Source organism: Bradyrhizobium sp. 18BD (assembly GCF_054185225.1).
This window is the reverse complement of sequence record NZ_JAVAYL010000015.1, coordinates 28,636-51,362: the sequence shown is the minus strand read 5'-3', so window position 1 is coordinate 51,362 and position 22,727 is coordinate 28,636. Positions and strand designations below refer to the sequence as shown.

Sequence of the window (22,727 nt, the reverse complement as noted above, 5' to 3'; positions counted from 1 at the left end):
GCTAGCGTGCGGGAATCGGGGTTGGCAGGGACCATGACGGACGAGTTGCCCAGAACAGACACCGCGAAGGATGCGGCCGGTGGAGATGCGCTGCCGGTGGCGGGGCAGCCGCTGCTGCGCATCGAGAACGTCGCCAAGACGTTTGGGACGTTCCGGGCCGTGGATGGCGTGTCGCTCGACATCAAGGCCGGCGAGTTCTTCGCGCTGCTCGGACCGAGCGGCTGCGGCAAGACCACGCTGTTGCGGATGCTTGCCGGGTTCGAGGCACCGGACGAGGGGTGCATCCTGCTCGGCGGCAAGGACATCGCGCAGGCGCTGCCGCATGAGCGCCCCATCAACATGATGTTCCAGAATTACGCGCTGTTTCCGCATCTGTCCGTGCGCGACAACATCGCCTTCGGCCTCAAGCGCGCCGGCATGGCGCGCGCCGAGATCGCCACGCGTGTGAAGGAGATGGTCGCGCTGGTGAAGCTCGAGGGGCTGGAGAAGCGCAAGCCCGACCAGCTCTCCGGCGGCCAGCGGCAGCGTGTGGCATTGGCGCGTGCGCTGGCGCGCCGGCCGCAATTGCTGCTGCTCGACGAACCGCTCGCCGCGCTGGACAAGAAGTTGCGCGAAAACACGCAAGGCGAGCTGATGGAACTGCAGCGCCGCCTCGGCATGACCTTCATCATCGTCACCCATGACCAGGAAGAAGCCATGACGATGGCTGATAGAATCGGCGTGATGAAATCAGGCAAGCTCGCTCAGGTCGCGTCTCCGCGCGAGCTCTACGAGGCGCCGCGTTCACGCTGGATCGCGGAGTTCGTCGGCGACATCAACCTGTTCGACGGCGAGTCCAAACTGCGCGACGGTCATCGGCTGGTCATCGGCACGCGCGACGCGGGGGCGCTGGTGGTGGCCGAGCCCCGCGAGCCGGTCGGCGGGGGAAAATTCTCGGTCGCGATCCGCCCCGAAAAGGTCAAGCTGTCGCGCCGCGGTCCCGTGAGCGCGGCCGGTCATGAAACGGCAATCAACCGGCTCGACGGTGTGATCGCCGACATCTGCTATCTCGGCGGCACCACCAGCTACAAGGTGAAGCTCGATACCGGCGGGATGATCGAGGCTTCGGTCATCAACAGCGCGCGCCTCGACGTTGACGCCTATAGCCTGAACCAGAATGTCGTCGCCTGGTTTTCACCTGATGACTGCATGGTGCTGCCGTCATGAGCGGGCGCCGCATTTTTGCGCGACCGGCGCGCTTTGCCGCGATCGCGCCCTATGTCTGGATGGTGCTGTTCTTCCTGGTGCCGTTCGCCTTCGTGCTCAAGATCAGCCTGTCGCAGACTGCGATCGCGCAGCCGCCTTATGAGCCGGTGTTTGACCTGAGCGCGGGATGGGCCGCGCTGAAGGCCGCCTTCGCCGCGCTGTCGATCGACACTTTCAAGCTGCTCGGCTCCGACGACATCTACGTGTTCGCCTATGTGCGCAGCCTCACCGTTGCCGTCACCGCGACCGCGCTGCTGCTGTTGATCGGCTATCCCATCGCCTACGGCATGGCGCGATTGCCGAGGCGCTGGCAGGCGGTGGCGATGGTGCTGGTGATCGTGCCGTTCTGGACTTCGTTCCTGATCCGCATCTATGCCTGGATCAACATCCTTCAGCACGACGGCCTGCTCAACCAGATCCTGCTGGCCCTGCATCTGGTCAGCCAGCCGGTGGTGTGGCTCTCCACCGATACCGCGATGTATATCGGCATCGTCTATTCCTATCTGCCGTTCATGATCCTGCCGCTCTACGCCACGCTCGCCAAGATGGAGCCGGCGCTGGAGGAAGCGGCCAGCGATCTCGGCGCGCCGCCCTGGCAGGTGTTCTGGCTCGTCACCTTTCCGCTGTCGCTGCCCGGCGTCGGGGCCGGCGTGCTGCTATGCTTCATCCCTGTTGTCGGCGAGTTCGTCATCCCGGACCTCCTGGCCGGCTCCAATTCGCTGATGATCGGCCAGACCCTCTGGCTCGAATTCTTCACCAATAAGGACTGGCCGGTCGCTTCCGCCGCGGCCATCGTGCTGCTGGTGCTGCTGCTGGTGCCGCTGCTGCTGTACGAACGGCTGCAGAAGCGGCAGCTGGAACAGGGGCGGTGAGGCGATGCGCAAGGTCTCCCGCCTGTCCCGCTTCAACATCGCCTCGCTCGCGCTGGGGCTGGCGTTCCTCTATTTGCCGATCCTGATCCTCGTCATCTATTCCCTCAACGCCTCGCGGCTGGTGACGGTGTGGGGCGGCTGGTCGCTGCGCTGGTATCGCGAGTTCTTCAACGACCGCGCCATGATCGAGGCGGCCTGGATGAGCCTGCGGGTCGCGATCTTCTCGGCAACCATCGCCACGCTGCTCGGCACGCTGGCGGCGGTCGCGCTGTCGCGTGGCGAGCGGTTCCGCGGCCGCACGCTGTTCTCCGGCATGCTCTATGCGCCGCTGGTGATGCCGGAGGTGATCACCGGCCTGTCGCTGCTGCTGCTGTTCGTGGCGCTGAACGCCGAGCGCGGCTTCTGGACGGTGACCATCGCCCACACCACGCTGACCATGTGCTTCGTCGCTGTCGTCGTGCAGTCGCGCCTCGGCTCGCTCGACCGCTCGCTGGAGGAGGCGGCGATGGATCTCGGCTGCAACCCGGTTCGCGCCTTCGTCGCCGTGACGCTGCCGCTGATCGCGCCCGCGATTATCGCCGGCTGGATGCTGGCCTTCACGCTGTCGCTCGACGACCTCGTGATCGCGAGCTTTACCACCGGCCCCGGTTCGGCGACCTTGCCGATCCGGATCTATTCGGAGGTGCGGCTGGGGGTGAAGCCCGAGATCAACGCGATTTGCACGCTGGTGATTGCCTTGATCGCGGTGGTCATCGTGATCGCTTCGCTCGCCTCGAAGCTGACGAGCTCGCAGGGCGAGAGTGCGGCGCCGCTATAGCCGTTCGTTCGGCAACCCACGTGCGGGCCCCGCCCTGGACCGCCGCGCCAAGCTGGCGCAGCGCGAGGCTGTTGAGCGGAAATTCGAGCAGGACGTGGATCAGGCTCAGCGCCAGCAGGAAGGTGAAGCCCAACGCATAATCGTAGAAATAGAGCGCGGTGGACGCGGCGCTGGCAGCGGCCATGGCGGCGAGCCGCGCCTTCGGCACCTCGGCCCAACGGATCACGTCGGCTTTGATGAACCAGTTGAGGTAATGGTAGGTGTAGACGAAGGCGAGCAGGCTCGTCAGTCTCGTGTCGAGCACGAGACCGGGCACGCCGAACAGCCGGCTGAGGGCAGGGCCGACATTGCCGAAATAGTCTTGAGCGACACGGGCGAAGCTCGCGATCCGGATCTCGGCGGTCGGCGGCAGCAGCAGGATCGTGGCGACCGCGACGAGGTAGACAACCACCAGCGCAGCCTGCATCCGGCTGCCGGACCGGTACGCGCCGAGCACCATGAAGATCAGCGTGAACAGCGAGACGTGGACCAGGGTCGGAAGCAGGATGCCGACCACGGCAAGCGAGGAGCCGCTCCAATACATGATCGCCGACAAGGCGATCGCCGCCATGAACAGCAGCATGCTCTCGACCGCCGATGCGGTCGCCGCCAGCATGGCGCAGACGACCAGCGCCCCCCACATCGCGAAGCCGAACCAGTAGGCGTTGTCGATCAGTGCGGCGCCCGCGGCGACGATGGCCAGGACCACGGCAATCCCGCGGTGGGGCAGGTAGTAGCTGCGATCGTGCAGCCAGGAGATCTCGGTGAAGTAATGCGCCGGGCCCAGCACGACATAGGCCAGCAGCAACAGTTCGAACGGCACCAGATAGGCCGCCGCGAACGCCAGCAGCATCAAGCCGAGATGGATCGCGTCGTTGTTGCGCATGATGCCGGGCCCCCGCCTTGGGACACGGAGGTTAGAGCAGCCGTGGACAATCTTCAATTGCCCACGGCGTGGCTCAAAAACCTTGCTTGCGGCGTCGCGATGCGTCCTGTCGTGTCAGGACTTCACCGCGCCCGCCGTGAGGCCACCCACCATGTAGCGGCGGAAGGCGTAGTAGACCGCAGCCGGCGGCAGCGCGTAGATGAAGCCGGTGGTCATCAGCAGCTCCCACGGCGAATCGTCGGCGGCGAGGAAGTTGCCGAGCGCGACGGGGAGGGTGATCTCGCGGTCGTTCGAGAGCAGCAGGAACGCGTAGAGATATTCGTTCCAGGCGAGCAGCACCGCATAAGTGCCGATCGCGACCAGCGAGGGCATCATCAGCGGCAGGTACACCAGGCGGAAGATCTGCAGCGTGGTCGCACCGTCCATCACCGCGGCTTCATCCAGCTCGACCGGGAGCTTGTCGGAGGCCTGCTTGAGCACCCAGATCGCGTAGGGCGAAGCGATCGTCACCATCGCCAGGATCAGCGACCAGTGATTGTTGAGCAGACCGTAATTGCCCATGGTGCGGTACATCGGCACCGCGAGGAACGCCGCGGGGATGAAATAGGTGAAGAGCGCGAGGTTCAGCACCATGCGCCCGCCCGGCACTTTCAGCCGCGAGATCGAGAACGCCGCGGCGGTGGCGATGAACAGCGTCAGCACGCCGACGGCGGCTGCGATCAGCGTCGAATTCCAGAATTGCACGTAGAAATCGCGCAGGAAGTAGTGCTGCTGCTTGAACACGATTTCGAAGTTGTGCAGCGTCGGGTGATCCGGCCACAGCTTGCCCGAGAACGCGTCCTCCTTCGGGGAGATCGCGAACAGGAACATGTGGTAGATCGGGATCATCGTCCACAGGAAGACGGGGATACCGATCAGGAGCAGCCGCGCTTCCGTCGCGACGTCACGGAGAGAGGGAAGCTTCATCGCGACAACCGTTTCATCATGAAATACACGAGCGGCAGGACGAACGGCATCGCGCAGACGATGGAGGCCATCGCGAGCGAGAGCTGGTCGAGCCGGAGATAGCGGATACCGAGCGTCGCCAGCACATGCGTGAGGTCAGCCGGGCCACCGCCGGTGAGCAAATAGACGCTGTTGAAATCGCCAAGCGTCCAGATCATCGAGAGCAGCGTGCAGGTGACGTAGAGCGTCTGCATCGACGGCCAGGTGATGAAGCGGAATTTCTGCCACCAGCTCGCGCCGTCGACCTCGGCGGCCTCGAACAGATCGTGCGCGATCGCAAGGCGCCCGGTGATCAGGATCAGCGTCCAGAACGGCAGCGACTTCCAGATGTGCACGCCGATCGCCATGGTCAGCGCGACCGTCGGGTCGTTCAGCCAGTTCGGGCCGTCATCGCCGGTGAAGGAGAAGATGAGGTGGTTGATCACGCCCCATTCGGGATTGAACATGAAGCGCACCGACAGGATGGTCGGGATCGACGGCACCGCCCAGGGCAGGATGAAGATCACCGAGAGCCATTTGATCCAGGTGCGCTGCTGCGCGAAGAAGCCGGACAGGAACAACGCGATCAGCATCTTGATGTTGATGCCGATGACCAGGAAGATCAGCGTGTTGACCGCGGCGCGCGCGAAGATCGGATCGTGAAACAGCGCGACGTAGTTCGACGGGGCCCGCGCCAGCCACAACCCGTAACAGACGGGATAGACGACGAAGGCGAGGAAAACGAGCAGATAAGGCGCGAGCAGAACAATGCCCCAGACTTGCGCCGGGGTCAGCCGCGACGACAAGGGCGGGCCGGGCATTGCCTGATCGCCAGAGAGCGTGATCGCCATTCTTAAGGACTCTTTGAAAGGAATTCCGGCCGCACGAGGCGGCCGGTGTTAGCTGTTAGCCTCTCCCCGCGCCAGCGAGGAGAGGGAGAAAGACAAGTCAGCCTGCAACCTGCTTGATGCGGACGATCATCTCGTCCACGGCCTTGTCGACCGGGACCTTCTCGCTGACGACCCGGTTCATCGCCTTGGCCCAGATGTTCTCGTTGTTGAGGATCGTGAACTTCCAGTTCTTGGTGAAGTCGAATGCGGCGGTGCCGCCAGTGAACTGGGCGTAGACGGCCTTGCGGTGCTTGTCGGCCTGCCAGAACGGGCTGGCCTGGCTTTCCTTGGTCACCGGGAACCAACGGCCGAGCGCGCCCTCGATATACGGGCGGACATTGTCTTCCTGGAGCAGGAAGCTGATGAACTGCTTGGCCTCGGCCTTGTTCTTGGCCGCGGTGAAGACCAGCCCGGTCTTGACGTCGGAGCGGTAGCGGATGGTCGAACCATCCGGCGCCTTCGGGAAGGACGCCGTGACGATGTCCTGCTCATAGGCCTTTTTGCCGGCGTCGCGCTGCTCCTGCGTGAGAGCCTGGTTCTGCGAATCCTCGAACCACTTCGCCGCGATCGAGATCGTGAAGTTGTGGGTCATCACGATGGTCTTGTTGTGGAAGGCGACGTTGTTGTCCGGGTCCTTCCAGGTGGTCGAGGACGGCGGGGTGCAGCCCTTGATGTAGGTGTCGGTGTAGTCCTTCAGCGCGCTGATCAGGTTCTCGCGCACCTTGGGATCGTCGACCAGCAGCTTGCCGTCGTCGTCGACCAGCTTGACGTGATAGGCGTCCATGAAGGTGTAGAACGACTGGAAGGCGTCGGTCGATTCCACGCCCATCGGCTGGCCGACACCGTAAATGCGCTGACCGGTCGCCTTGCGGATCGCCGGCTGCACCTTGTCGCACCAGAAGGTCCAGTAGCCTGCCCAGTCGGTCGGGATGTCGGCGAGCTTGAAGCCGGCCTTCTCCAGCATGTCGTTCCAGATCTCGACATGCATGCTCTGCTGCTTCAGCGGAAAGCCGTAATAGGCCTTCTTCTTGGTGACGTCGTTATAGAGGATCGAGGCGTCCAGCGTGTTCTGCACGAACCGGTCCTTGATCGGCTCCATGACGTCGGAGAGGTCCTCGAGCTTGCCCTCATAGGCCCACTTGCCCTGCGCCTGGACGTCATAGGAATCGGAATAGGCGACATCGGGCACGGTACCGGCGTCGAGCGCGGCGACCGTCTTCGGAATCATGTCCTGGATCGCGTACTGCGACAATTCGACCTTGATGCCGGTCTTGGCTTCGAACTTCTTGATCGTCTCGAGCAGCGCGTCGTCTTCGGAGCGGTAGAAGCCCTTGCCCCACCAGACAGTAATCGTCTTCTGCTGCGCAAAAGCGGGTGCAGTGGCCGCGAACAGCCCAGCCGCAGCGACCGCAAATGACACTGCGCCAATAACCTTGGATCTCACGTTTTTCTCCCTCAAACGTCCGGTGTTTTTAACCGGTCGCATAAAACACTAGCGCATGGCGCTGAGCCGATCTAGCGGCATCTTGTCAGACCTAGGTCGTGGGGGATCGGGCCGGAGGAGATGCTTAATGCGGGCATCAATCCAATCGCCGCATCAATTCGCCCTGATCAATTCGCACATGATCGAGCAGCGCAGGAATCGAGCAGCGCAGGACAAGCGCAGTCCTCAGTTGGACTTGGCGTTGTCCTTCGCGTTTTCCTTGGCGTTCTCGGCCGTCGGCTGATCCGCCGGCGCGGGGCGCTTGACGCCGGTGATCTTCTCGATGACCGAGCGCACCGTGTCGCCGGTTTGGCCCTCCTTCTTGAGCAGCTGCGCGCCGAAGGGCGAGCGGCGGATCAGGACGTCCGAATCCGGCAGGATCAGGGGATCGTCCCAGGGGCCCTGCACCACGAAGGGCAATTCGAAGCCGGACGTCGTGTTGAGGCTCGCCACACCCTTCATGTCGTATTCGCGCGCCGGCACCGAGGCGGTGCCGGTCATCGTGATCTTCGCAGCCGGTCCTTCGATGCGGATGTCCTCGGCAGTGGCGACGCCGTCGGAGAATTTCAGCGCGATGATGAGGTTGCTGTAGGGGGTCGAGCCGCTGCGGAAATTGCCGCCGCCGGACAGCGGCCTTCGCTCCAGCCGCTTCAGGAGCTGCTCGGCGTTGAAGCCTGCGATGGCGCCGTCATGCCCGGTCACGGTGGCGCTGCCGTCGAGCGACTGCACGAGGCCGAACGGGCTCGAGCCGGAGGCCAGCAGCGAGACGTTGATGTTGCCGCGGCCGGATAGCTTGTTGAGGCCGAACAGCTCGGTGGCGCAGGCCTGCAGGTCCACGTCGGTGAACTGGAATTGCGCCTTGATGTCGGCGACGGTATCGGAGCGGGCGATGCCGAACGAGCCCTTGGCGATGCCGCCATAGACCTGGGCTTCGCCCACCGAGAGCGCCAGCGTGCCGTTACGCAAATTGGCGCCGATCGCGGTGCGGCCGAGCTTTGTCGGGCCGACCGTCAGCCTGGCTGCCGACAGGCGCATGTCGAGATCGGTGGTCGACAAGCCGTTGAGATCGAACAGCTGCCTGTTCCAGTCGCGCGCGCCGCTCGCGAGCAGGCGGAAGGTGGAGATATAAGGTGTGAAGTCGAGCGCGTCGGCGGCAAGCGTCGCCTGCAGCGTCTGCCGGCCGTTATTGGCGTAGGTCATGACGCCCTCGGCGGCGTTGCCGTCGAGCTCGACATTGACGTTGGTGAGCGCGATCGAGGCGCCCACGACATTGGCGCGCGCCTTCAGCGCGAAGCGGCCGAAGCCGCCGCTGCCGGGCTGCGGCTGGCCGGTCCAGCGCAGCGCATTGCGCAGCGACGGGCTGTCGATGGTGAGCGTGCCCTCCATCATCGGGCTGGTGCGGTTGGCGACGCTGCCGTCGAAGGCGAGCTTGAGCGGTGGGCTGGCGATCCGCGCCTTCAGGCCGGAACGATCGCCGGAGAGCGCGGCGACGAAATCGGAAAAGCTGATCGAGCCGTCGACGCGCTCGCCGCGCCAGTCGAACTGCCCGGTCGCCGCAAAGGAGCGCGAGATCGACGGCCAGGCCAGCGACAGGTCGATATCCTCGAACTTCTCGGTGGCGTGGGTGGCGGCATCCTCGTAGTTGAGCACGCCGTCCTGGATCCTGATCTCGGAGAACGACACCTGGTTCTCGGCGCCGGGCTTCATGGTGCGCGCGATGGTCTGGATGAAGGGCGTCCAGTTGCTCTCGCCGTCCGGCTTCAGGCTGACATGGATGCGCGGCCGCAGCAGCGTCAGGTCGGCGATCTCGAACCGCTGCAGCAGCAGGGGCAGCAGGCGCAGATTGGCGGTCAGCACGTCGACATGGAGCGCGGGATCGCTGGTGCCGCCGCCCTTGAGCCCGACGTCATGGAACGAGACGTAGCTCGCCGGCAGCACCGAAATGTCGATGTTGCCTGCCACGTTGAGCTCGAGCCCGGTGACGTCGCGGATCTGGGCTTCGACCGCCTTGCGCAACGCGTCGCGGTTGATGAGCCATGAGGTCGCGATCAGGGCGATCAGCACGACGCCGAGCAGCGCCGCGATCGGCGTCCCGAGGCGCTTCATTCCTTGGGCCATGGTCAATGGCATGTCCTGATCGGGTTGGTCGTTGGAGCCGGAAGGGCGGGCCGGGAAACCTGCGCGCCCCCGCGCCCAAGCCCTGTCATGTTAAGTGCCGCAACTTGATGGGTTTTCTTGTCGCTTTCAAGGCCGCGGACGGTTCTGCCCACCGGCTGGGCAGCTTCTACCACCGGCGCGCCCGGCGGAGAACCCCGTATCATTGACGGCTTCGGACGATTTCGCCTAATAATCGCCGCCAATAGAGGCGCGACGCCTGCAAGCCGAAGGTTTCCTGTATGAACAAGGTCTATCCCGACGCCAAGTCGGCCCTCGACGGCATTCTCAAAGACAACATGATGGTCATGTCGGGCGGCTTCGGCCTCTGCGGCATCGCCGAGGAGCTGTCGGACGCGATCCGCGAGTCCGGCGTCAAGGGCCTGACGGTCGTCTCCAACAATGCCGGCGTCGACGGCATCGGCCTCAGCCGCCTGCTCGAAACCCGCCAGATCAAGAAGATGATCTCGTCCTATGTCGGCGAGAACAAGCTGTTCGCCCAGCAATTCCTCGCCGGCGAGCTGGAACTCGAATTCAACCCGCAGGGCACGCTGGCCGAGCGCATCCGCGCCGGCGGCGCAGGCATCCCGGCCTTCTACACCAAGACCGGCGTCGGTACGCTGATCGCCGAAGGCAAGGAAGTGAAGGAGTTCGACGGCGAGAAGTACCTGATGGAGCGCGGCCTGTTCGCCGACCTCGCCATCGTGCATGCCTGGAAGGGCGACACCGCCGGCAACCTGATCTACCGCAAGACCGCGCGCAACTTTAACCCGATGATGGCGACCGCCGCCAAGATCACGGTGGCCGAGGTCGAGCATCTGGTTCCGGCCGGTGAACTCAATCCCGACCACATCCACACGCCGGGCATTTTCGTGAAGCGCATCGTCGAGGTCGGCACGGCCAAGAAGCGCATCGAATTCCGCAACACCCGCCCGCGCACGGCAGCTTGAGCGCATGATCCGGAAAAGTGGATACCGGTTTTCCGACAAGATCATGCGCAATTAAGAACTACAGGAGACTAAGATGGCCTGGACCCGTGAACAGATGGCTGCGCGCGCCGCGAAGGAACTGCGTGACGGCTACTACGTCAATCTCGGCATCGGCATCCCGACGCTGGTCTCGAACTTCATCCCCGACGGCGTCGATGTCAGCCTGCAGAGTGAGAACGGCATGCTCGGCATGGGCCCGTTCCCCTATGAAGACGAGGTTGACGCGGACCTGATCAACGCCGGCAAGCAGACCGTCAGCGAGTTGCCCTCGACCTCCTATTTCTCGAGCGCGGATTCCTTCGGCATGATCCGCGGCGGCCACATGGACCTGTCGATCCTCGGCGCCATGCAGGTGGCCCAGAACGGCGATCTCGCCAACTGGATGATCCCCGGCAAGATGGTCAAGGGCATGGGCGGCGCGATGGACCTCGTCGCCGGTGTCAAGCGCGTCGTGGTGGTGATGGAGCATTCGGCCAAGGACGGCTCGAAGCTCTTGAAGAAGTGCAATCTGCCGCTGACCGGCGAACGCGTGGTCGACATGGTCGTCACCGATCTCGCCGTCTTCACCATCGACAAGCACGGCGACGGCGGCATGGCCCTGATCGAGCTCGCCGACGGCGTCACGCTCGACGAGGTCAAGGCCAAGACCGAGGCGGAATTCCGCGTCGCGCTGAAGAACACGTAAGGTCGTCGCAAAGGGGCGCGCATGACGATACGGTCTGCGCGTCCCGAAGACGCCGAGTTCATCGCAAAAGTTATTCTGTCATCGATGCGCGGCTATCGGTCGCGCGGCTGGTTCGACGTTGCGCTCGGCTGGCCCGATGCGAAATGCCGCGATTTCATCGCGCGCATCGCTGTCGCACGCGCGGTGTCGATGTGGCACGTCTCGCAATTCCTGGTCGCGGAGGTCGACGGCAAGCCCGTTGCCGCGCTGTGCGCCGTGCCTGCAGCGGACACGGGACCCGCGGCATGGCGCGCGATCGAGGAGGTCGGTGGCGCGATGGGGCTCGCTCCGTCGGAGCTGAACGCCATCCGCCAGCGCGGCGCCTACACGCGCGCCTGCTGGGTTCAGGGCGGCGAGGGCGACTGGATGATCGAGCATGTCGCCACCGATCCCGCGTATCGCGGCCGCGGCCTGATGCAGGCGTTGATTGCCCACGCGCTGGAGAAGGGGCGGGCGGCCGGCTTTCGCCGGGCGACGATATCGTTCCTGATCGGCAACGAGCCTGCCGAGCGCGCCTATGCCAGGGCCGGCTTTGTCCTTGCCGAGGAGAAGCGCGATCCAGCTTTCGAAGCGATCATCGGCGCGCCCGGCTTTCGCATGTTCGCCCGTGCGATCTAGTCCGATAGAGACCCGCCTCTGCATTCGCGCGGCGTGGTTCGCCTGAGCGGCCGAGCCCGCGGACGGCTTGCTGGCGCCGGCCCGGTGGTGGCAGTATTTCCCCGTCGAAAGCAAAATCGGACATCGCGATGCCACTGGTCAGGATCTGGGTCTATGAGGGGATTCTCGCCTCGAGCGTCGCCGGCATGGTCGACGTTTTCACGGCGGCCAACTGGATTGCGGCCGAGCGCAGGCAATCGGGGAAGCCGACGCCATTGCATTGGCGCATCGAATCCATGGATGGCCGGGAGATTCGTACAGCTTCGGGCCAACGTATCGATGTAGATGGGCCAATCACCACGCGCTCGTCGGCAGATGCTGTCGTCGTGCCTGGCCCGTTTGTGCCCGACGTGGAGCGATTCCTGGAGCGGAAGGACCTGGTCACACCGCTGATCGTCGCCTTGCGCCGGCAGCACGAGCGCGGCGTGCTGCTCGCGTCCTATTGCACGGGAAGTTTCCTGCTTGCCGAAGCTGGTCTGCTCGACGGCTCAGTGGCGACGACGCATTGGGCGCGAGGTAAGACGTTCGCGCACCGCTATCCCGATGTGGATCTGCGGATCAACGACATCATCACCGAGCAGGACGACATTATCTGCAGTGCCGCGGTGACGAGCGCTCTCAATCTTGCGCTGCGAATCGTCCAGAAGCTCGTCAGCGCGGAGGTCGCTGCGGAAACCGGCAAGCTGATGCTGATAGACAGTAACCGGGTGGCGCAGTCCTCCTATGCGAGCATGCAGGAAAAGCCGCATTCCGATCCGCTGGTGGCGCGCGCCCAGCGCTGGATGCAAAAGTCGCTCCAGCGCGGCTTCAGCCTTGGCGAGCTCGCGCGTCAGTTGGCGGTCAGCGAGCGAACTCTCAATCGGCGTTTCAAACGGGCCCTGGGCAAGACGCCGTTGCACTATCTGCAGAGCCTGCGGATAGAAGTCGCCAAGCGGTTGCTGGAAACGAAGAATTTGACGATGGATGCCGTGAGCCGGCGCGTCGGTTACGGCGATCTTTCAACGTTCCGGCGCCTCTTCAAGCGGGAAACGGGGCTGTTGCCGCGAGATTACCAGCGGCGGTTTTCACGCCATCATCGGCAGCACGCCGCCGTGGCCGCCTGAGGGCCTGTCCGAAATACCTCCGAAAATGGCGATATCGCCACTGGCCGCGCAGGGGCAGCGCGTCCTAGATCGGCTCACGCGCCGCCAATAACGGGCGGCGCGGAATAATGCCAGGAGGTTCAACCATGCCGATGATCGATCTGACGATTCCCGAAGGGGCCCTGAAGGCGGAGGCGGAAGCCCGCTTGGTGAAGGAGCTTGGCGACATTCTGATCGGACACGAAGGATTCGACCCGGCAAGCCGGGTGGCGCAAGGCGTCACGGTCGTTTTCCTGCACCGGCCGGCTGCCGTCTTTGTCGCGGGGGTACCGTCGGAAAAGCCGCGCTACCGAATCGTGCCTTCTGTTCCCGAAGGCCAGTATACGGATGCTTCGCGCAAGGCGCTCGTGAGGGACGTCACCGACGCCGTTGCTCGTGCCGAAGGCGGCAGCTTCGACGACGTGGCCTCGCGCGTCTGGGTGTTTCCGACCGAAGTCGAAGACGGTACGTGGGGTAGTCGCGGCGGCATTCGCCGGACGGCAGACATCCACGCTTTCATCGCCGGGGAGCACGAACGCAGGGTGGGCGAGGAACGCCTTGCCCGGCGGCGCCACGGCAAGGCCGTCGCGCTGCTGGAAGGCATGCTCGACGCCACGCGGATCGCGCAGGCAGCCGACTCGGCCTAAAGCATGATCCGGAAAAGTGCGAAGCGGTTTTCCGGAATGATCATACGCAAACAACAACCAAAAGCGCGATGGCGATTCATCCAAATCGGATCGCGCTTTACATCACGATTTTGATGACCAGGCCTTGCCGAGGCGTCCTGAGAGGCTCGCCACCCATGACGTTTCCTCGCGCACCAGGCGGAAGCCGAGATTGGCGGGCGGCACGCCTTGCGCGCAGCCGCCAGCGCGGGCGTCGCGGATGAAGTCGGTGACATAGGCCCGGTGCGCGCCCTCGGCGACGCGGACGCCGCAATTGACGGTCGGACGGCCGGCCTTGCCTGTTTCGTCGATCCGCGAGCGCACGAAGCAGGTCGAGGTCCATTCCCAGACATTGCCGGCGATATCACCGATGCCGTGCTCGTTCGCGCCGAACTTGCCGAACGGATAGGCCGTGGTGTCGGAGAGGTCGCGCTCGGATTCACGTTCATAGCGGCTGAGCCAGCGCTTCGAGGGATCTTCCGCGTCCACCGGCGCACCGTCGTCCTTGAACCGTGAGCCCGCCGCAAAGGCCCATTCCGCATCGTTCGGCAGGCGATATGTGCGGCCGGTCTTGTGCGACAGCCAGGTGGCATAGGCTTCGGCATCGTGCCAGCTCACCTGCACGACGGGGCGATCGAACGCGATCGCGACGCCGCGATCGAGCGCGCGGCAGCCGCCGTCCTGCACGCAGAGCTGATAGTCGGCGGAGGACACCTGCTCGCGCATGATGTGAAGCGGCTTCGAAAAGCGCATCGCACGCAGCGGCACTTCCGCTTGCTGTCCGCCGCGCGTGAAATCGCCGGCCTCGCGATAGGAGATGTTGCCCGGCGCGATGCTGACGATGGCTGGCTCGGCCGCAGTACCGCGGCGGCGCTGATCAATGCGGCTCTGCGGGTGAACATCGGAAGCATCCTTCATGTGCAAGGGTTTTGATGACGGATGCAGTGTGCGCCTATCCTGGCAAGAGTGTTTGCGCTGCGACAAGTTTTTGCCGGATTCGCCTCCGGTGAACTCCTTAAGATGTGTGCCCGAAAGTCGCATCGGCGATGCGATGAATGCGACGACACATCACGCGACGTCAGCCGCATGCGCGGCAAATCGTTCGCATGTTCAGATGCGTTTGATCGCGAATGAATGGCTGTCGATCAGAACAGCTGGATCGCAATCCAGACCGTGCCCCAGAGTGCCAGCGACAGCGCGGCAAAAACGACAGCCGTGATCGCCAGCACGCGCACGATATAGCTGACGCCAACGGTGGGCGCGGCGGGGGCGGGACGGAAATCGTCAAAGCGAGGGATGTGACCGCGAACGCCGGTGAGCCAGAGAACGAGATCGAGCGCGAGCGACGCCATGGCCTATCTCCAGGAAGCGATAATTAAACGTCATCATCGGCCAAATCCGGCGCTCTGACTTTGAGCAAGCGCAAGGTCGTCCGTCTGAAAACGGGTAATCCAATGCCATCCGGATTCTGCCGCCCCGCCGCGCAGCATCGATTTACGAATGGGGAAGATATGAGGACCGATCTCGCAGCGAGCTATGGCGAAGAACGCCTGCCGCGCTACACGAGCTATCCGACCGCGCCGCACTTCTCTGCTGCGATCGGCGCAAACACTTACGCCCGGTGGCTGTCCGAGCTGCCCGCGGGCGCGAGCGCATCGCTCTATCTGCATGTGCCGTTCTGCCGCGAGATGTGCTGGTATTGCGGCTGCCATACCCAGATTGTCCGGCGCGACGGGTTGATTGCGGCCTATCAGCGGACGCTGCGGAGCGAGATCGCGCAGGTGGCCGAGACCATCGGCCGCCGTATCAAGGTCGAGCACATCCATTTCGGTGGCGGCACGCCGACGATCATGGCGCCGGAAGCCTTTGCCGAGTTGATGGCGGCGATGCGTCACGCCTTCTTCGTGCTGCCGTCGGCCGAGATCGCGGTCGAGATCGACCCGCGCACGCTGACATCAGAGATGGTGGAGGCGATGCGCCTCTCCGGCGTCAACCGCGCCAGCCTCGGGGTGCAGAGTTTCGACCCGGTCGTGCAGCGCGCGATCAACCGCGTACAGAGTTGTGGGCAGACGGCGTCCGTCGTCGACATGCTCCAGCGGGCCGGCATCAAGGGCATCAATTTCGATCTCATCTACGGGCTGCCGCACCAGACCGTCGCGTCCTGCCTCGACACCGTGCGGCGCTCGCTCGAGCTCGGACCCGACCGCTTTTCGGTATTCGGCTATGCGCACGTGCCTGCTTTCAAGAAGCATCAGCGGATGATCAACGAGGCGGCCTTGCCGGACGGCCTTGCGCGCCACGATCAGGCCTGCGCGATCGCCAATGCCTTGAAAGAGGCCGGCTATGTGCAGATCGGGCTCGACCATTTCGCGCGTCCCGACGACGCCATGGCCGTCGCCTTTGAAGACCGAACGCTGCGCCGCAATTTCCAGGGCTACACCACCGACCGGGGTGAGGTCCTGCTCGGCTTCGGCGCCAGCGCGATCGGCCATCCGCCGCAGGGCTATGTCCAGAACGAGGTGCAGATCGGCGCCTATGCGCAAAGCATCACGAGCGGTCGCCTGGCTACTGCGAAGGGCTATGGGCTCACCGACGACGACAGGCTGCGCGCCGACATCATCGAGCGCATCATGTGCGAGTTCAGCGCCGATCTCGGCGACATCTGCGCGCGCCATGGCGCGGAGCCCGAGGCGATGCTGCAATCGGCCTCGCGGCTGAAGCCGCTAATCTCGGACGGCGTGGTCAGACTCGACGGCGACCGTCTTGCGGTGGCGAACGACTCGCGCTTCCTGGTGCGCAGTGTTGCCGCTGCATTCGACGCACATCTGGATCCGGGCAAGCAGTTGCACAGCCGGGCGGTGTAGTCTCTCCGTCATTCCGGGGCGTGCGAAGCACGAGCCCGGAATCCATTCGTCCACGTCATCCGCTGCATGATGGATTCCGGGCTCGCGCCAAGAGGCGCGCCCCGGAATGACAAGCCAGCTTGCGCTTCCACAAAGAAACCCAGCCCCGCTCCGCTATCGTCGTTTCGGAACGGAGTTGTCCATGCCCTTTCGATCCGACGATCTGGTCGATGACATCATGCGTACGGCGCCGCACACGATCCGCGTGTTCCTCGCCTTCAGGATGGCCTGTGTCGGCTGCCCGATCGCAACCTTCCACACCGTGGAAGATGCCTGCCGCGAGCATGGCATCGATCAGGATAAATTCCTCGCCGCGCTGTGCGAATGCGTGCCGGCGTGAGGCGGGTTGGAGTTCGCGCGGGTGGTGCGCGGATTCCCGGGTGAGGGCGGGCTTCCGCCGTAAGCGGGAGCGCTCTCACCCCTAATTTCAGGTCGGCCCGCTGTCCGCGGTCCGCTCCGACAGCACCACGATCTTGTGCGGATCGCGCAGGATGATGCGCTGGCGGCCGCTCTCGACGAGGCCCTGGCTCTCCCAGCCGCTGAGGATGCGGCTCACCGTGTGCAGCGTGGTGCCGGTCATCTGCGCGATGTCCTGGCGGCTGATCGGGAAGTCGATCTCGATGCCGTGGTCGAGTTTCTTGCCGGACTGTTTTGCCAGCCGCAGCAGCGCATGCGCGACGCGCTGCTCGACCTGCTGGGTCGACATTTCCAGGATGCGGGTGTGGCTCTCCTGGAGCCGCGCGCCGACGGTCTGGAGCGTGTTGGCGGCGATCGCCGGAAAGCGCTCGACCAGCCGCGGCCAGGCCGAGGTCGGCCAGATCAGCACCACGCTGTCGTCGACCGCCATCGCGGTTGCCGGATAATGCGCCGTACCGATCGCCATCGCGAGCCCGAACGTCTCGCCGGGCGCGACATAGCGCACCACGATCTGCTCGCCGGTCGGTGTGGTCTTGGCCGCGCGGACATGGCCGTGCAGCAGCAGGAAGAACGATTGCGCGTCCGCGCCCTGCTCGAATATGGCGGTGTTCTTCGGATAGCGCGCCGAGCGGGCCTCGCGCAGGATCTCCTCAAGGTCCTCGGGCTTGACGCCGGCGAACAGCGGCAAATGCGCAACCAGCGATGTGTCGACCTTGGCCATTCTGCCTCCTTGGCATCAGGGAGTGTGATGGCACCTGCAATCGCCAGGCAGTTTGCGATAGCGCAAAACGGGCCGGCCGGACGGCAGTATTTTTCCAGACAACAGTCCGAATTCACAGGAGTTGCCCCATGGCTGGCGTCCGATCCCGTAATTTCCAGGGGTGGCCGCTGTTCGCGAACAGCTTTCGGCCCTTTTTCCTGCTGGCTGCGATCCAGGCCGGCCTGTCGATCCTGGCCTGGCTGCCGATGTTCTATGGCGAGCTGTCCGTGAGTTCCGCCTTCGCGCCGCGCGACTGGCACGTCCACGAGATGCTCTACGGCTTCCTGCCGGCCGTCATCACCGGGTTCCTGTTCACGGCGATCCCGAACTGGACCGGGCGGCTGCCGATCCAGGGCACGTCGCTGGGCGCGCTGCTGGTGGTCTGGCTTGCCGGGCGTGCCGCCGTGACTCTCTCTGCCGATATCGGCTGGGCCTTCGCGCTTGTCGTCGATGCCGCGTTCCTGACGCTGGTGGTTGCGGCCGCAACGCGCGAGATCATCGCGGGCGGCAACTGGCGCAACCTGCCGGTGGTGGTCCTGGTTCTTGTGCTGCTCGCCGGCAATGTCGGCTTCCATCTCGAAGCGCATTATGAGGGCGCAGCCGATGTCAGCATCCGTGTCGGTATTGGCGTGGTCGTGCTGCTGATCTCGCTGATCGGCGGCCGCATCATCCCGAGCTTCACCCGCAACTGGCTGGTCAAGTTCAATCCCGGCCGCGTGCCGGTGCCGTTCGGCCGTTTCGACCGAGCCGTGATCGCATTGAGCGCGCTGGCGCTGATCGCGTGGATCGTGGCACCGCTGAACATGATCACCGGTGTCGTGATGGGGCTCGTCGGCGTGCTGCATCTGGTGCGGCTCGCACGGTGGGCCGGCGATCGCACCACGCGCGAGCGGCTGCTGCTGATCCTGCATGTCGGTTATGTCTTCGTGCCGCTCGGATTCCTCCTGCACGCTTTGGCCGCCTTCGGCGAACTGCCGCCGAGCGCCGGCATTCATGCCTGGATGGCGGGCGCGGCCGGGACCATGACGCTCGCGGTGATGACGCGTGCGAGCCTTGGCCATACCGGACAGGCGCTGACGGCCTCGCCGGCGACGCAGGGAATCTACGTCGCGATCATCGTCGCGGCGCTGGCGCGGGTCGCTGCGGTGGTGCTGCCGGCCCACAGCGATGTGCTGCTGCATATCGCCGCCTGCGGCTGGATCGTCGCGTTCCTCGGCTTTGCGGTCGCGTTCGGCCCGCTGCTCGCCGGCAGCCGCCGGCGCGCACTCGCCATCATGGGCGTGCCGGCTCCGGCACGCTGAGTTAGGCTGCGTTTGCCGCCAGCGGCCGCTCGCCCTTGCGCCATTCGGAGATGCTGCAGCCGAATCGGCGGCGGAACCAGCGCGCCATCGCGCTCTGTGCGGAGAAGCCGAGCTGGGTGGCGATATCGGCCAGCGGCCGGCCGGGATCGTCGATCAGGTGGATCACGAGATCGGCGCGCCGCGCATCGAGGATCGCCGAGAAGCTGGTGCCTGATGTGGCGAGCCGACGGTGGATGGTGCGGCGGGTGCAGGCGAGGTGCTCGGCCACGCGCTCGACCGTGCAGTCGCCGCCGGCGAGCAGGATGCGCACGACCTCGTCGACCTTTGCCTCCCAGCTTGCCGGCCGCGTCTCGATCGCCTCGATCCGCTTGCGCAGATAGCTCGCGATCAGCGGATGCGCGCTCGGGATCCGCCGCTCCATGTCGTGCGCCGACAGCAGGATCGCATCGTCATCGGCATTGAACACCACGCGGCAGCCGAAGAACTCGCGGTAGCGCTTGCGGTCGTGCGGCGGCGCGTAATGCAGGTGCACCTCCAGCGGCCGCCAGTCGGCGCCGAACAGCGACTGGATGATGCGATGGATGCTGCCGAGCGCCATGTCGATCGACTGCCGCGGCGCGATCGGTTGCCGGCCGCGCAGATGCAGCGTGATGGTCACCGTCTGCTTGTCTCTGACGACGTCGAGCTTCATGCCTTCGTGATGGACGTGGATGAAGCGCGAGAATGCTTCAATGGCCTCGCCGACGGTTGCCTGTTCGCGCACGATCAGGCCGACCGCGCCGAAATTGGTGAGCCCGCCGCGCTCGGCGAGCCGCAGGCCGAAATCTTCGGCACCGGACGCCTCTGCCGACAATTCGAGCAGACGGCGCAGGCTGGTCACGGCAATGGGCGTATCGGGCTTGTCGAGCACGGCCAGCGGCAGCCTGACCTTGCGCATCATCTGCTTGGGATCGAGCCCGACCGACCGGGCCACTTCCGGGTAATAGCTCAAACCTGCGCTGCGAATGAGGTCGGTCATGCGACCCGTTCCTGCCAGCCATTCCCGCAGATGTCCCGAAATGTAAAGTTTCTGTCCCGATCCGTCAAATCCCGGAACAGTACGGAACATACATAGGGGAAAGCGACGCACCGGCGCGAATGCCCGTGCTCAGGACGGCGGGGCGCGATGGGGCCCCCGGCCGTCTCGTCTCATTTGACCAAGACATTGCTGGATCGGGATTATGCCGGGAAACATGCTTTCCAAGGGTAAGGTATTCGTCATTGAAACTGACGCCGCCTCCCGCGAACAACTTTTCTCCGCGCTCCAACAGAGCGCCTATGACGTGGTCTGTTTCGCCGATGGAGCCTCGCTGCTCTCGGAAGCCAAGGCGCGGATGCCGGCCTGCGTGCTGCTCGAGATGCCGCCGGATCGCTCCGCGCTCGACGTGCTCAAGCGGCTGCGCGAGGAGAATTGCATGGCGCCGGTCCTGGTGACCTCGGCGAATGGCAGCATCGCCATGGCGGTCGACGCGATCAAGAGCGGCGCCACCGACTTCATCGAGAAGCCGTTCCGCACCCATGACATCGTTGGCCGGATCGATGCCGCCATCGACGAGTTCGGTCAGCCGAACGCGAACCGGCAGCGCTGGCTGTCCGGCTGCGAGCCCCTGACGGGGCGCGAAAGCGATGTGCTCGAGTACCTTGCCGCCGGCCTCACCAACAAGGAGATCGCCCGGCGCATTCATCTGAGCGCCCGGACAGTCGAGGGCTACCGTGCCAGCATTCTGAAAAAGGCCGGCGCCAAGAACGTGACCGATCTGCTCCGCCGCATCTTCGGCCAGGGTTCGTCCACTCAGGCCTGACGGCCTCCGCTGCGGGACGACACGTTCCGCGGCCATGCTGCCGCCGCAGCGGCGCCCAACGGAAACCCCAATCGAACCGGTTCCTTCCCTGCCGCGTCCAACCATGTTGGCGAGGCATTTGATCGCGCGCGTCCGGCTGGCGGCGCGGCGATACGGCAGGAGGGACTTTATGCGCATCACCGCAAGATGTTTGGCAACGACGAGCCTGGTCCTGGTGACCATGGCGACGGCGACGCCGTCATGGGCCGCCGATCTGGACGCCACATCGGCGATCGACGCTGTCACGGTTTATCTCGATGGCGCCACCGTCACCCGCATCATCACGATCGACCTGCCCTCCGGGGATTCGACGCTGGTCGCCAAGGATTTTCCACTCGGGCTCGATACGTCCTCCCTCCGCGTCGAGGGTGAAGGCGGCGCCAGGCTCACCATCGGCACGATCGATGTGCGACCGCCGCGCGCGGCGCCGGTCAACCTGCCCGAGCTTGAAAAGCGCATCGAGACCCTGAACGACCAGCGCGCCGATCTGCAGGGCGCAATCGACTCGGCCAATGCGCGGCGCAAATTTGCCGAGCATTTTGCCGAAGCTGCCCCCGTCGGCATCGGCGAGAAGGGCGAGGCGCGGCCGATCGCCGAATGGCGCGCGGCCTTTGCGGCGGTTGGCGAGGAAATCGCCAGCGCCGATACCGCCGGCCGCGACGCCACGCGCAAGATGCGCGAGATCGATCGGCAGATCGCCCAGCTCGATGTCGAGCGCAAGGCCAAGCCGCCGAGCAAGCTCGAGGTGCGCATGGACATTGCCGCGACGGCCGCGACCAAGGCGACGCTGCGGGTCACCTATAATGTGCGCAACGCGCGCTGGCTGCCGCTCTACGACGCCCGGCTCGACACCGGCGCCAAGGACTGCAAGCCGCAGCTTGAGCTGGTCCGCCGCGCCGAGATCACGCAGTCGACCGGCGAAGACTGGTCGAACGTGACGCTCGGCGTCTCCACGGTCCGCATCAATCGCGGCGGCAGTGCCCCGGAGTTGGGCTCGCTGGTGGCGCAATATCCGCAACCGCCCAAGCCAATGGCACTCGGTGCGGCCTCGGATCTGGCAAGGCCTGCTCCCGTATCGCGTCAGATGCAATCACTGGTGCCGAAAATGGCGGCGGCGGCCGAACCGCGCGAGCGTGCCGACGAGCTGCAGGCGGTCGCCGAGATCGGCGACTTCCAGGCCACCTTCAGGATTCCCGGCCGCGTCAGCCTCGGCGCCACCGAAGGTACCAAGAGCCTGCGTATCGCTTCCATGAACGTGCCGGCCGATCTCGCCGTGCGCGCGGCGCCGGTGCTGGACCCGACCGCCTTCCTCGAAGCCAGCTTCAAGCAGACCGACGACACGGCCTTGCTGCCGGGCAAGGTCGCGATCTACCGCGACGGAGTCTTCGTCGGCCGCGGCAAGCTGTCGGCCTCGGCGAAGGACGACATCATACGCCTCGGCTTCGGTGCCGACGACAAGGTCAAGATCGAACGCGCCGTGCTCAAGCGCAACGAAGGTTCGGCCGGTCTGATCGTGACGACGTCGAAGACCGACGAGCGTTCGTTCAAGACGACGATCCGCAACGGCCACGACTTCCCGATCAAGGTCGCGATCGAGGACCAGCTGCCGGTCAGCGAGAGCGAGGACATCGTCGTCGAGATGCTGCCTTCGAGCACTCAGCCGACCGCGAGCAACATCCGCGACAAGCGCGGCGTGCTGGAATGGTCGTTCGACGCCAAGCCCGGCGAGGTCCGCGACATCAACTTCGCCTGGCGCGTCCGCTGGCCGAAGGACAAGAGCATGGTGATCGCGCCGGCGGGTTAGTCTCTCGCCGCTGGCGGGACTTTCTTACCTCGCCCCCCGGAATTCAAGCGGAGCTTGAATTCCGGGTGAGGGGGGGACTCTCCGCGAGTCCAACTCTCACCGTCCCCGCGGAGGCTCCCCCTCTCCCCGCAAGCGG

22 protein-coding genes are annotated in these 22,727 nt (G+C 64.9%); 13 read left to right on the top strand and 9 right to left on the bottom strand.

Annotated features, from left to right (window positions below; all coding sequences use genetic code 11):
* Nucleotides 1-33 precede the first annotated feature (33 nt).
* From RAD16_RS25510 to RAD16_RS25500, 3 genes are read left to right on the top strand one after another with little or no spacing between them, the layout of a single operon-like run.
* On the top strand, nt 34-1,206 hold the full coding sequence (locus RAD16_RS25510) for an ABC transporter ATP-binding protein (protein ID WP_458160599.1): 1,173 nt from the start codon (nt 34-36) through the stop codon (nt 1,204-1,206).
* Nucleotides 1,203-2,117, top strand: a complete 915-nt coding sequence (locus RAD16_RS25505; RefSeq protein WP_458160598.1) for an ABC transporter permease — start codon at nt 1,203-1,205, stop codon at nt 2,115-2,117. The genes RAD16_RS25510 and RAD16_RS25505 overlap by 4 nt, the downstream gene beginning before the upstream one ends.
* A gap of 4 nt (nt 2,118-2,121) precedes the next feature.
* The gene (locus RAD16_RS25500; protein WP_458160597.1) at nt 2,122-2,934 is read left to right on the top strand and encodes an ABC transporter permease; all 813 of its coding nucleotides are present in this window, start codon (nt 2,122-2,124) and stop codon (nt 2,932-2,934) included.
* Here RAD16_RS25500 and RAD16_RS25495 read toward each other — a convergent pair.
* The 5 genes from RAD16_RS25495 to RAD16_RS25475 form a co-directional block, all read right to left on the bottom strand.
* Nucleotides 2,867-3,859, bottom strand: coding sequence for a hypothetical protein (locus tag RAD16_RS25495; protein WP_458160596.1), 993 nt, complete (start codon nt 3,857-3,859; stop codon nt 2,867-2,869). The two genes, RAD16_RS25500 and RAD16_RS25495, sit on opposite strands and share 68 nt — an antisense overlap.
* Before the next feature lie 114 nt (nt 3,860-3,973).
* Nucleotides 3,974-4,825: a carbohydrate ABC transporter permease gene (locus RAD16_RS25490; protein WP_018641536.1), complete on the bottom strand. Its 852-nt coding sequence runs from the start codon at nt 4,823-4,825 to the stop codon at nt 3,974-3,976.
* Nucleotides 4,822-5,694 carry a carbohydrate ABC transporter permease gene (locus RAD16_RS25485; RefSeq protein WP_458160595.1) on the bottom strand — a complete coding sequence of 291 codons (873 nt, stop codon included), beginning with the start codon at nt 5,692-5,694 and terminating at the stop codon, nt 4,822-4,824. Before RAD16_RS25485 ends, RAD16_RS25490 begins: the two co-directional genes overlap by 4 nt.
* A 97-nt stretch (nt 5,695-5,791) precedes the next feature.
* The gene (locus RAD16_RS25480; protein ID WP_458160594.1) at nt 5,792-7,177 is read right to left on the bottom strand and encodes an ABC transporter substrate-binding protein; all 1,386 of its coding nucleotides are present in this window, start codon (nt 7,175-7,177) and stop codon (nt 5,792-5,794) included.
* A gap of 225 nt (nt 7,178-7,402) precedes the next feature.
* Nucleotides 7,403-9,334, bottom strand: coding sequence for an AsmA family protein (locus RAD16_RS25475; RefSeq protein ID WP_458160745.1), 1,932 nt, complete (start codon nt 9,332-9,334; stop codon nt 7,403-7,405).
* 278 nt (nt 9,335-9,612) lie between these two features.
* On the opposite strand from RAD16_RS25475, the gene RAD16_RS25470 reads away from it, so the two are divergent.
* From RAD16_RS25470 to RAD16_RS25450, 5 genes are all read left to right on the top strand, one after another.
* Nucleotides 9,613-10,320 carry a CoA transferase subunit A gene (locus RAD16_RS25470; protein ID WP_458160593.1) on the top strand — a complete coding sequence of 236 codons (708 nt, stop codon included), beginning with the start codon at nt 9,613-9,615 and terminating at the stop codon, nt 10,318-10,320.
* A 73-nt stretch (nt 10,321-10,393) separates the two neighbouring features.
* Complete coding sequence (locus RAD16_RS25465; RefSeq protein WP_027545524.1) at nt 10,394-11,044, top strand: 3-oxoacid CoA-transferase subunit B; 651 nt, start codon at nt 10,394-10,396, stop codon at nt 11,042-11,044.
* A gap of 21 nt (nt 11,045-11,065) precedes the next feature.
* The gene (locus tag RAD16_RS25460; protein WP_458160592.1) at nt 11,066-11,701 is read left to right on the top strand and encodes a GNAT family N-acetyltransferase; all 636 of its coding nucleotides are present in this window, start codon (nt 11,066-11,068) and stop codon (nt 11,699-11,701) included.
* 128 nt (nt 11,702-11,829) lie between these two features.
* Nucleotides 11,830-12,843 (top strand): GlxA family transcriptional regulator, encoded by a 1,014-nt coding sequence (locus RAD16_RS25455; RefSeq protein ID WP_458160591.1) that lies wholly within the window; start codon nt 11,830-11,832, stop codon nt 12,841-12,843.
* A 125-nt stretch (nt 12,844-12,968) separates the two neighbouring features.
* Entirely contained in the window at nt 12,969-13,508 is a 540-nt protein-coding gene (locus tag RAD16_RS25450; protein ID WP_458160590.1) for a tautomerase family protein, read from the top strand.
* 102 nt (nt 13,509-13,610) lie between these two features.
* On the opposite strand, the gene RAD16_RS25445 is transcribed toward RAD16_RS25450, so the two are convergent.
* Nucleotides 13,611-14,444 carry an SUMF1/EgtB/PvdO family nonheme iron enzyme gene (locus RAD16_RS25445; protein ID WP_458160589.1) on the bottom strand — a complete coding sequence of 278 codons (834 nt, stop codon included), beginning with the start codon at nt 14,442-14,444 and terminating at the stop codon, nt 13,611-13,613.
* A 227-nt stretch (nt 14,445-14,671) separates the two neighbouring features.
* Nucleotides 14,672-14,878, bottom strand: a complete 207-nt coding sequence (locus RAD16_RS25440) for a hypothetical protein (protein WP_458160588.1) — start codon at nt 14,876-14,878, stop codon at nt 14,672-14,674.
* 159 nt (nt 14,879-15,037) lie between these two features.
* On the opposite strand from RAD16_RS25440, the gene hemN reads away from it, so the two are divergent.
* Both hemN and RAD16_RS25430 read left to right on the top strand, forming a co-directional pair.
* The gene (hemN, locus tag RAD16_RS25435) at nt 15,038-16,390 is read left to right on the top strand and encodes an oxygen-independent coproporphyrinogen III oxidase (RefSeq protein WP_458160587.1); all 1,353 of its coding nucleotides are present in this window, start codon (nt 15,038-15,040) and stop codon (nt 16,388-16,390) included.
* Nucleotides 16,391-16,571: 181 nt separating this feature from the next.
* The gene (locus RAD16_RS25430; RefSeq protein ID WP_027561005.1) at nt 16,572-16,769 is read left to right on the top strand and encodes a DUF1858 domain-containing protein; all 198 of its coding nucleotides are present in this window, start codon (nt 16,572-16,574) and stop codon (nt 16,767-16,769) included.
* 87 nt (nt 16,770-16,856) lie between these two features.
* On the opposite strand, the gene RAD16_RS25425 is transcribed toward RAD16_RS25430, so the two are convergent.
* Nucleotides 16,857-17,567 (bottom strand): Crp/Fnr family transcriptional regulator, encoded by a 711-nt coding sequence (locus RAD16_RS25425; RefSeq protein ID WP_458160586.1) that lies wholly within the window; start codon nt 17,565-17,567, stop codon nt 16,857-16,859.
* A gap of 128 nt (nt 17,568-17,695) precedes the next feature.
* On the opposite strand from RAD16_RS25425, the gene RAD16_RS25420 reads away from it, so the two are divergent.
* Nucleotides 17,696-18,907: an NnrS family protein gene (locus tag RAD16_RS25420; RefSeq protein WP_458160585.1), complete on the top strand. Its 1,212-nt coding sequence runs from the start codon at nt 17,696-17,698 to the stop codon at nt 18,905-18,907.
* A gap of 1 nt (nt 18,908) precedes the next feature.
* On the opposite strand, the gene RAD16_RS25415 is transcribed toward RAD16_RS25420, so the two are convergent.
* A complete protein-coding gene (locus RAD16_RS25415) occupies nt 18,909-19,925 on the bottom strand; it encodes an AraC family transcriptional regulator (RefSeq protein ID WP_458160584.1) in 1,017 nt (338 codons plus the stop codon).
* Between the two features lie 202 nt (nt 19,926-20,127).
* Between RAD16_RS25415 and RAD16_RS25410 the strand changes: the two genes are divergently transcribed.
* Together RAD16_RS25410 and RAD16_RS25405 are read left to right on the top strand one after the other, a co-directional pair.
* Nucleotides 20,128-20,748 (top strand): response regulator transcription factor, encoded by a 621-nt coding sequence (locus RAD16_RS25410; protein ID WP_458160583.1) that lies wholly within the window; start codon nt 20,128-20,130, stop codon nt 20,746-20,748.
* A gap of 169 nt (nt 20,749-20,917) precedes the next feature.
* Nucleotides 20,918-22,591, top strand: a complete 1,674-nt coding sequence (locus tag RAD16_RS25405; RefSeq protein WP_458160582.1) for a mucoidy inhibitor MuiA family protein — start codon at nt 20,918-20,920, stop codon at nt 22,589-22,591.
* Nucleotides 22,592-22,727: the final 136 nt, after the last annotated feature.

What these genes read in the sequence shown, in the direction of transcription:
- RAD16_RS25475 (WP_458160745.1), bottom strand. Translation starts at nt 9,334, where the DNA reads ATGGCCCAAGGAATGAAGCGCCTCGGGACGCCGATCGCGGCGCTGCTC.
- RAD16_RS25490 (WP_018641536.1), bottom strand. Translation starts at nt 4,825, where the DNA reads ATGAAGCTTCCCTCTCTCCGTGACGTCGCGACGGAAGCGCGGCTGCTC.
- RAD16_RS25460 (WP_458160592.1), top strand. Translation starts at nt 11,066, where the DNA reads ATGACGATACGGTCTGCGCGTCCCGAAGACGCCGAGTTCATCGCAAAA.
- RAD16_RS25495 (WP_458160596.1), bottom strand. Translation starts at nt 3,859, where the DNA reads ATGCGCAACAACGACGCGATCCATCTCGGCTTGATGCTGCTGGCGTTC.
- RAD16_RS25405 (WP_458160582.1), top strand. Translation starts at nt 20,918, where the DNA reads ATGCGCATCACCGCAAGATGTTTGGCAACGACGAGCCTGGTCCTGGTG.
- RAD16_RS25440 (WP_458160588.1), bottom strand. Translation starts at nt 14,878, where the DNA reads ATGGCGTCGCTCGCGCTCGATCTCGTTCTCTGGCTCACCGGCGTTCGC.
- RAD16_RS25505 (WP_458160598.1), top strand. Translation starts at nt 1,203, where the DNA reads ATGAGCGGGCGCCGCATTTTTGCGCGACCGGCGCGCTTTGCCGCGATC.
- RAD16_RS25445 (WP_458160589.1), bottom strand. Translation starts at nt 14,444, where the DNA reads ATGAAGGATGCTTCCGATGTTCACCCGCAGAGCCGCATTGATCAGCGC.
- RAD16_RS25465 (WP_027545524.1), top strand. Translation starts at nt 10,394, where the DNA reads ATGGCCTGGACCCGTGAACAGATGGCTGCGCGCGCCGCGAAGGAACTG.
- RAD16_RS25485 (WP_458160595.1), bottom strand. Translation starts at nt 5,694, where the DNA reads ATGGCGATCACGCTCTCTGGCGATCAGGCAATGCCCGGCCCGCCCTTG.
- RAD16_RS25415 (WP_458160584.1), bottom strand. Translation starts at nt 19,925, where the DNA reads ATGACCGACCTCATTCGCAGCGCAGGTTTGAGCTATTACCCGGAAGTG.
- RAD16_RS25500 (WP_458160597.1), top strand. Translation starts at nt 2,122, where the DNA reads ATGCGCAAGGTCTCCCGCCTGTCCCGCTTCAACATCGCCTCGCTCGCG.
- RAD16_RS25425 (WP_458160586.1), bottom strand. Translation starts at nt 17,567, where the DNA reads ATGGCCAAGGTCGACACATCGCTGGTTGCGCATTTGCCGCTGTTCGCC.
- RAD16_RS25470 (WP_458160593.1), top strand. Translation starts at nt 9,613, where the DNA reads ATGAACAAGGTCTATCCCGACGCCAAGTCGGCCCTCGACGGCATTCTC.
- RAD16_RS25410 (WP_458160583.1), top strand. Translation starts at nt 20,128, where the DNA reads ATGCCGGGAAACATGCTTTCCAAGGGTAAGGTATTCGTCATTGAAACT.
- RAD16_RS25450 (WP_458160590.1), top strand. Translation starts at nt 12,969, where the DNA reads ATGCCGATGATCGATCTGACGATTCCCGAAGGGGCCCTGAAGGCGGAG.
- RAD16_RS25510 (WP_458160599.1), top strand. Translation starts at nt 34, where the DNA reads ATGACGGACGAGTTGCCCAGAACAGACACCGCGAAGGATGCGGCCGGT.
- RAD16_RS25430 (WP_027561005.1), top strand. Translation starts at nt 16,572, where the DNA reads ATGCCCTTTCGATCCGACGATCTGGTCGATGACATCATGCGTACGGCG.
- hemN (WP_458160587.1), top strand. Translation starts at nt 15,038, where the DNA reads ATGAGGACCGATCTCGCAGCGAGCTATGGCGAAGAACGCCTGCCGCGC.
- RAD16_RS25420 (WP_458160585.1), top strand. Translation starts at nt 17,696, where the DNA reads ATGGCTGGCGTCCGATCCCGTAATTTCCAGGGGTGGCCGCTGTTCGCG.
- RAD16_RS25455 (WP_458160591.1), top strand. Translation starts at nt 11,830, where the DNA reads ATGCCACTGGTCAGGATCTGGGTCTATGAGGGGATTCTCGCCTCGAGC.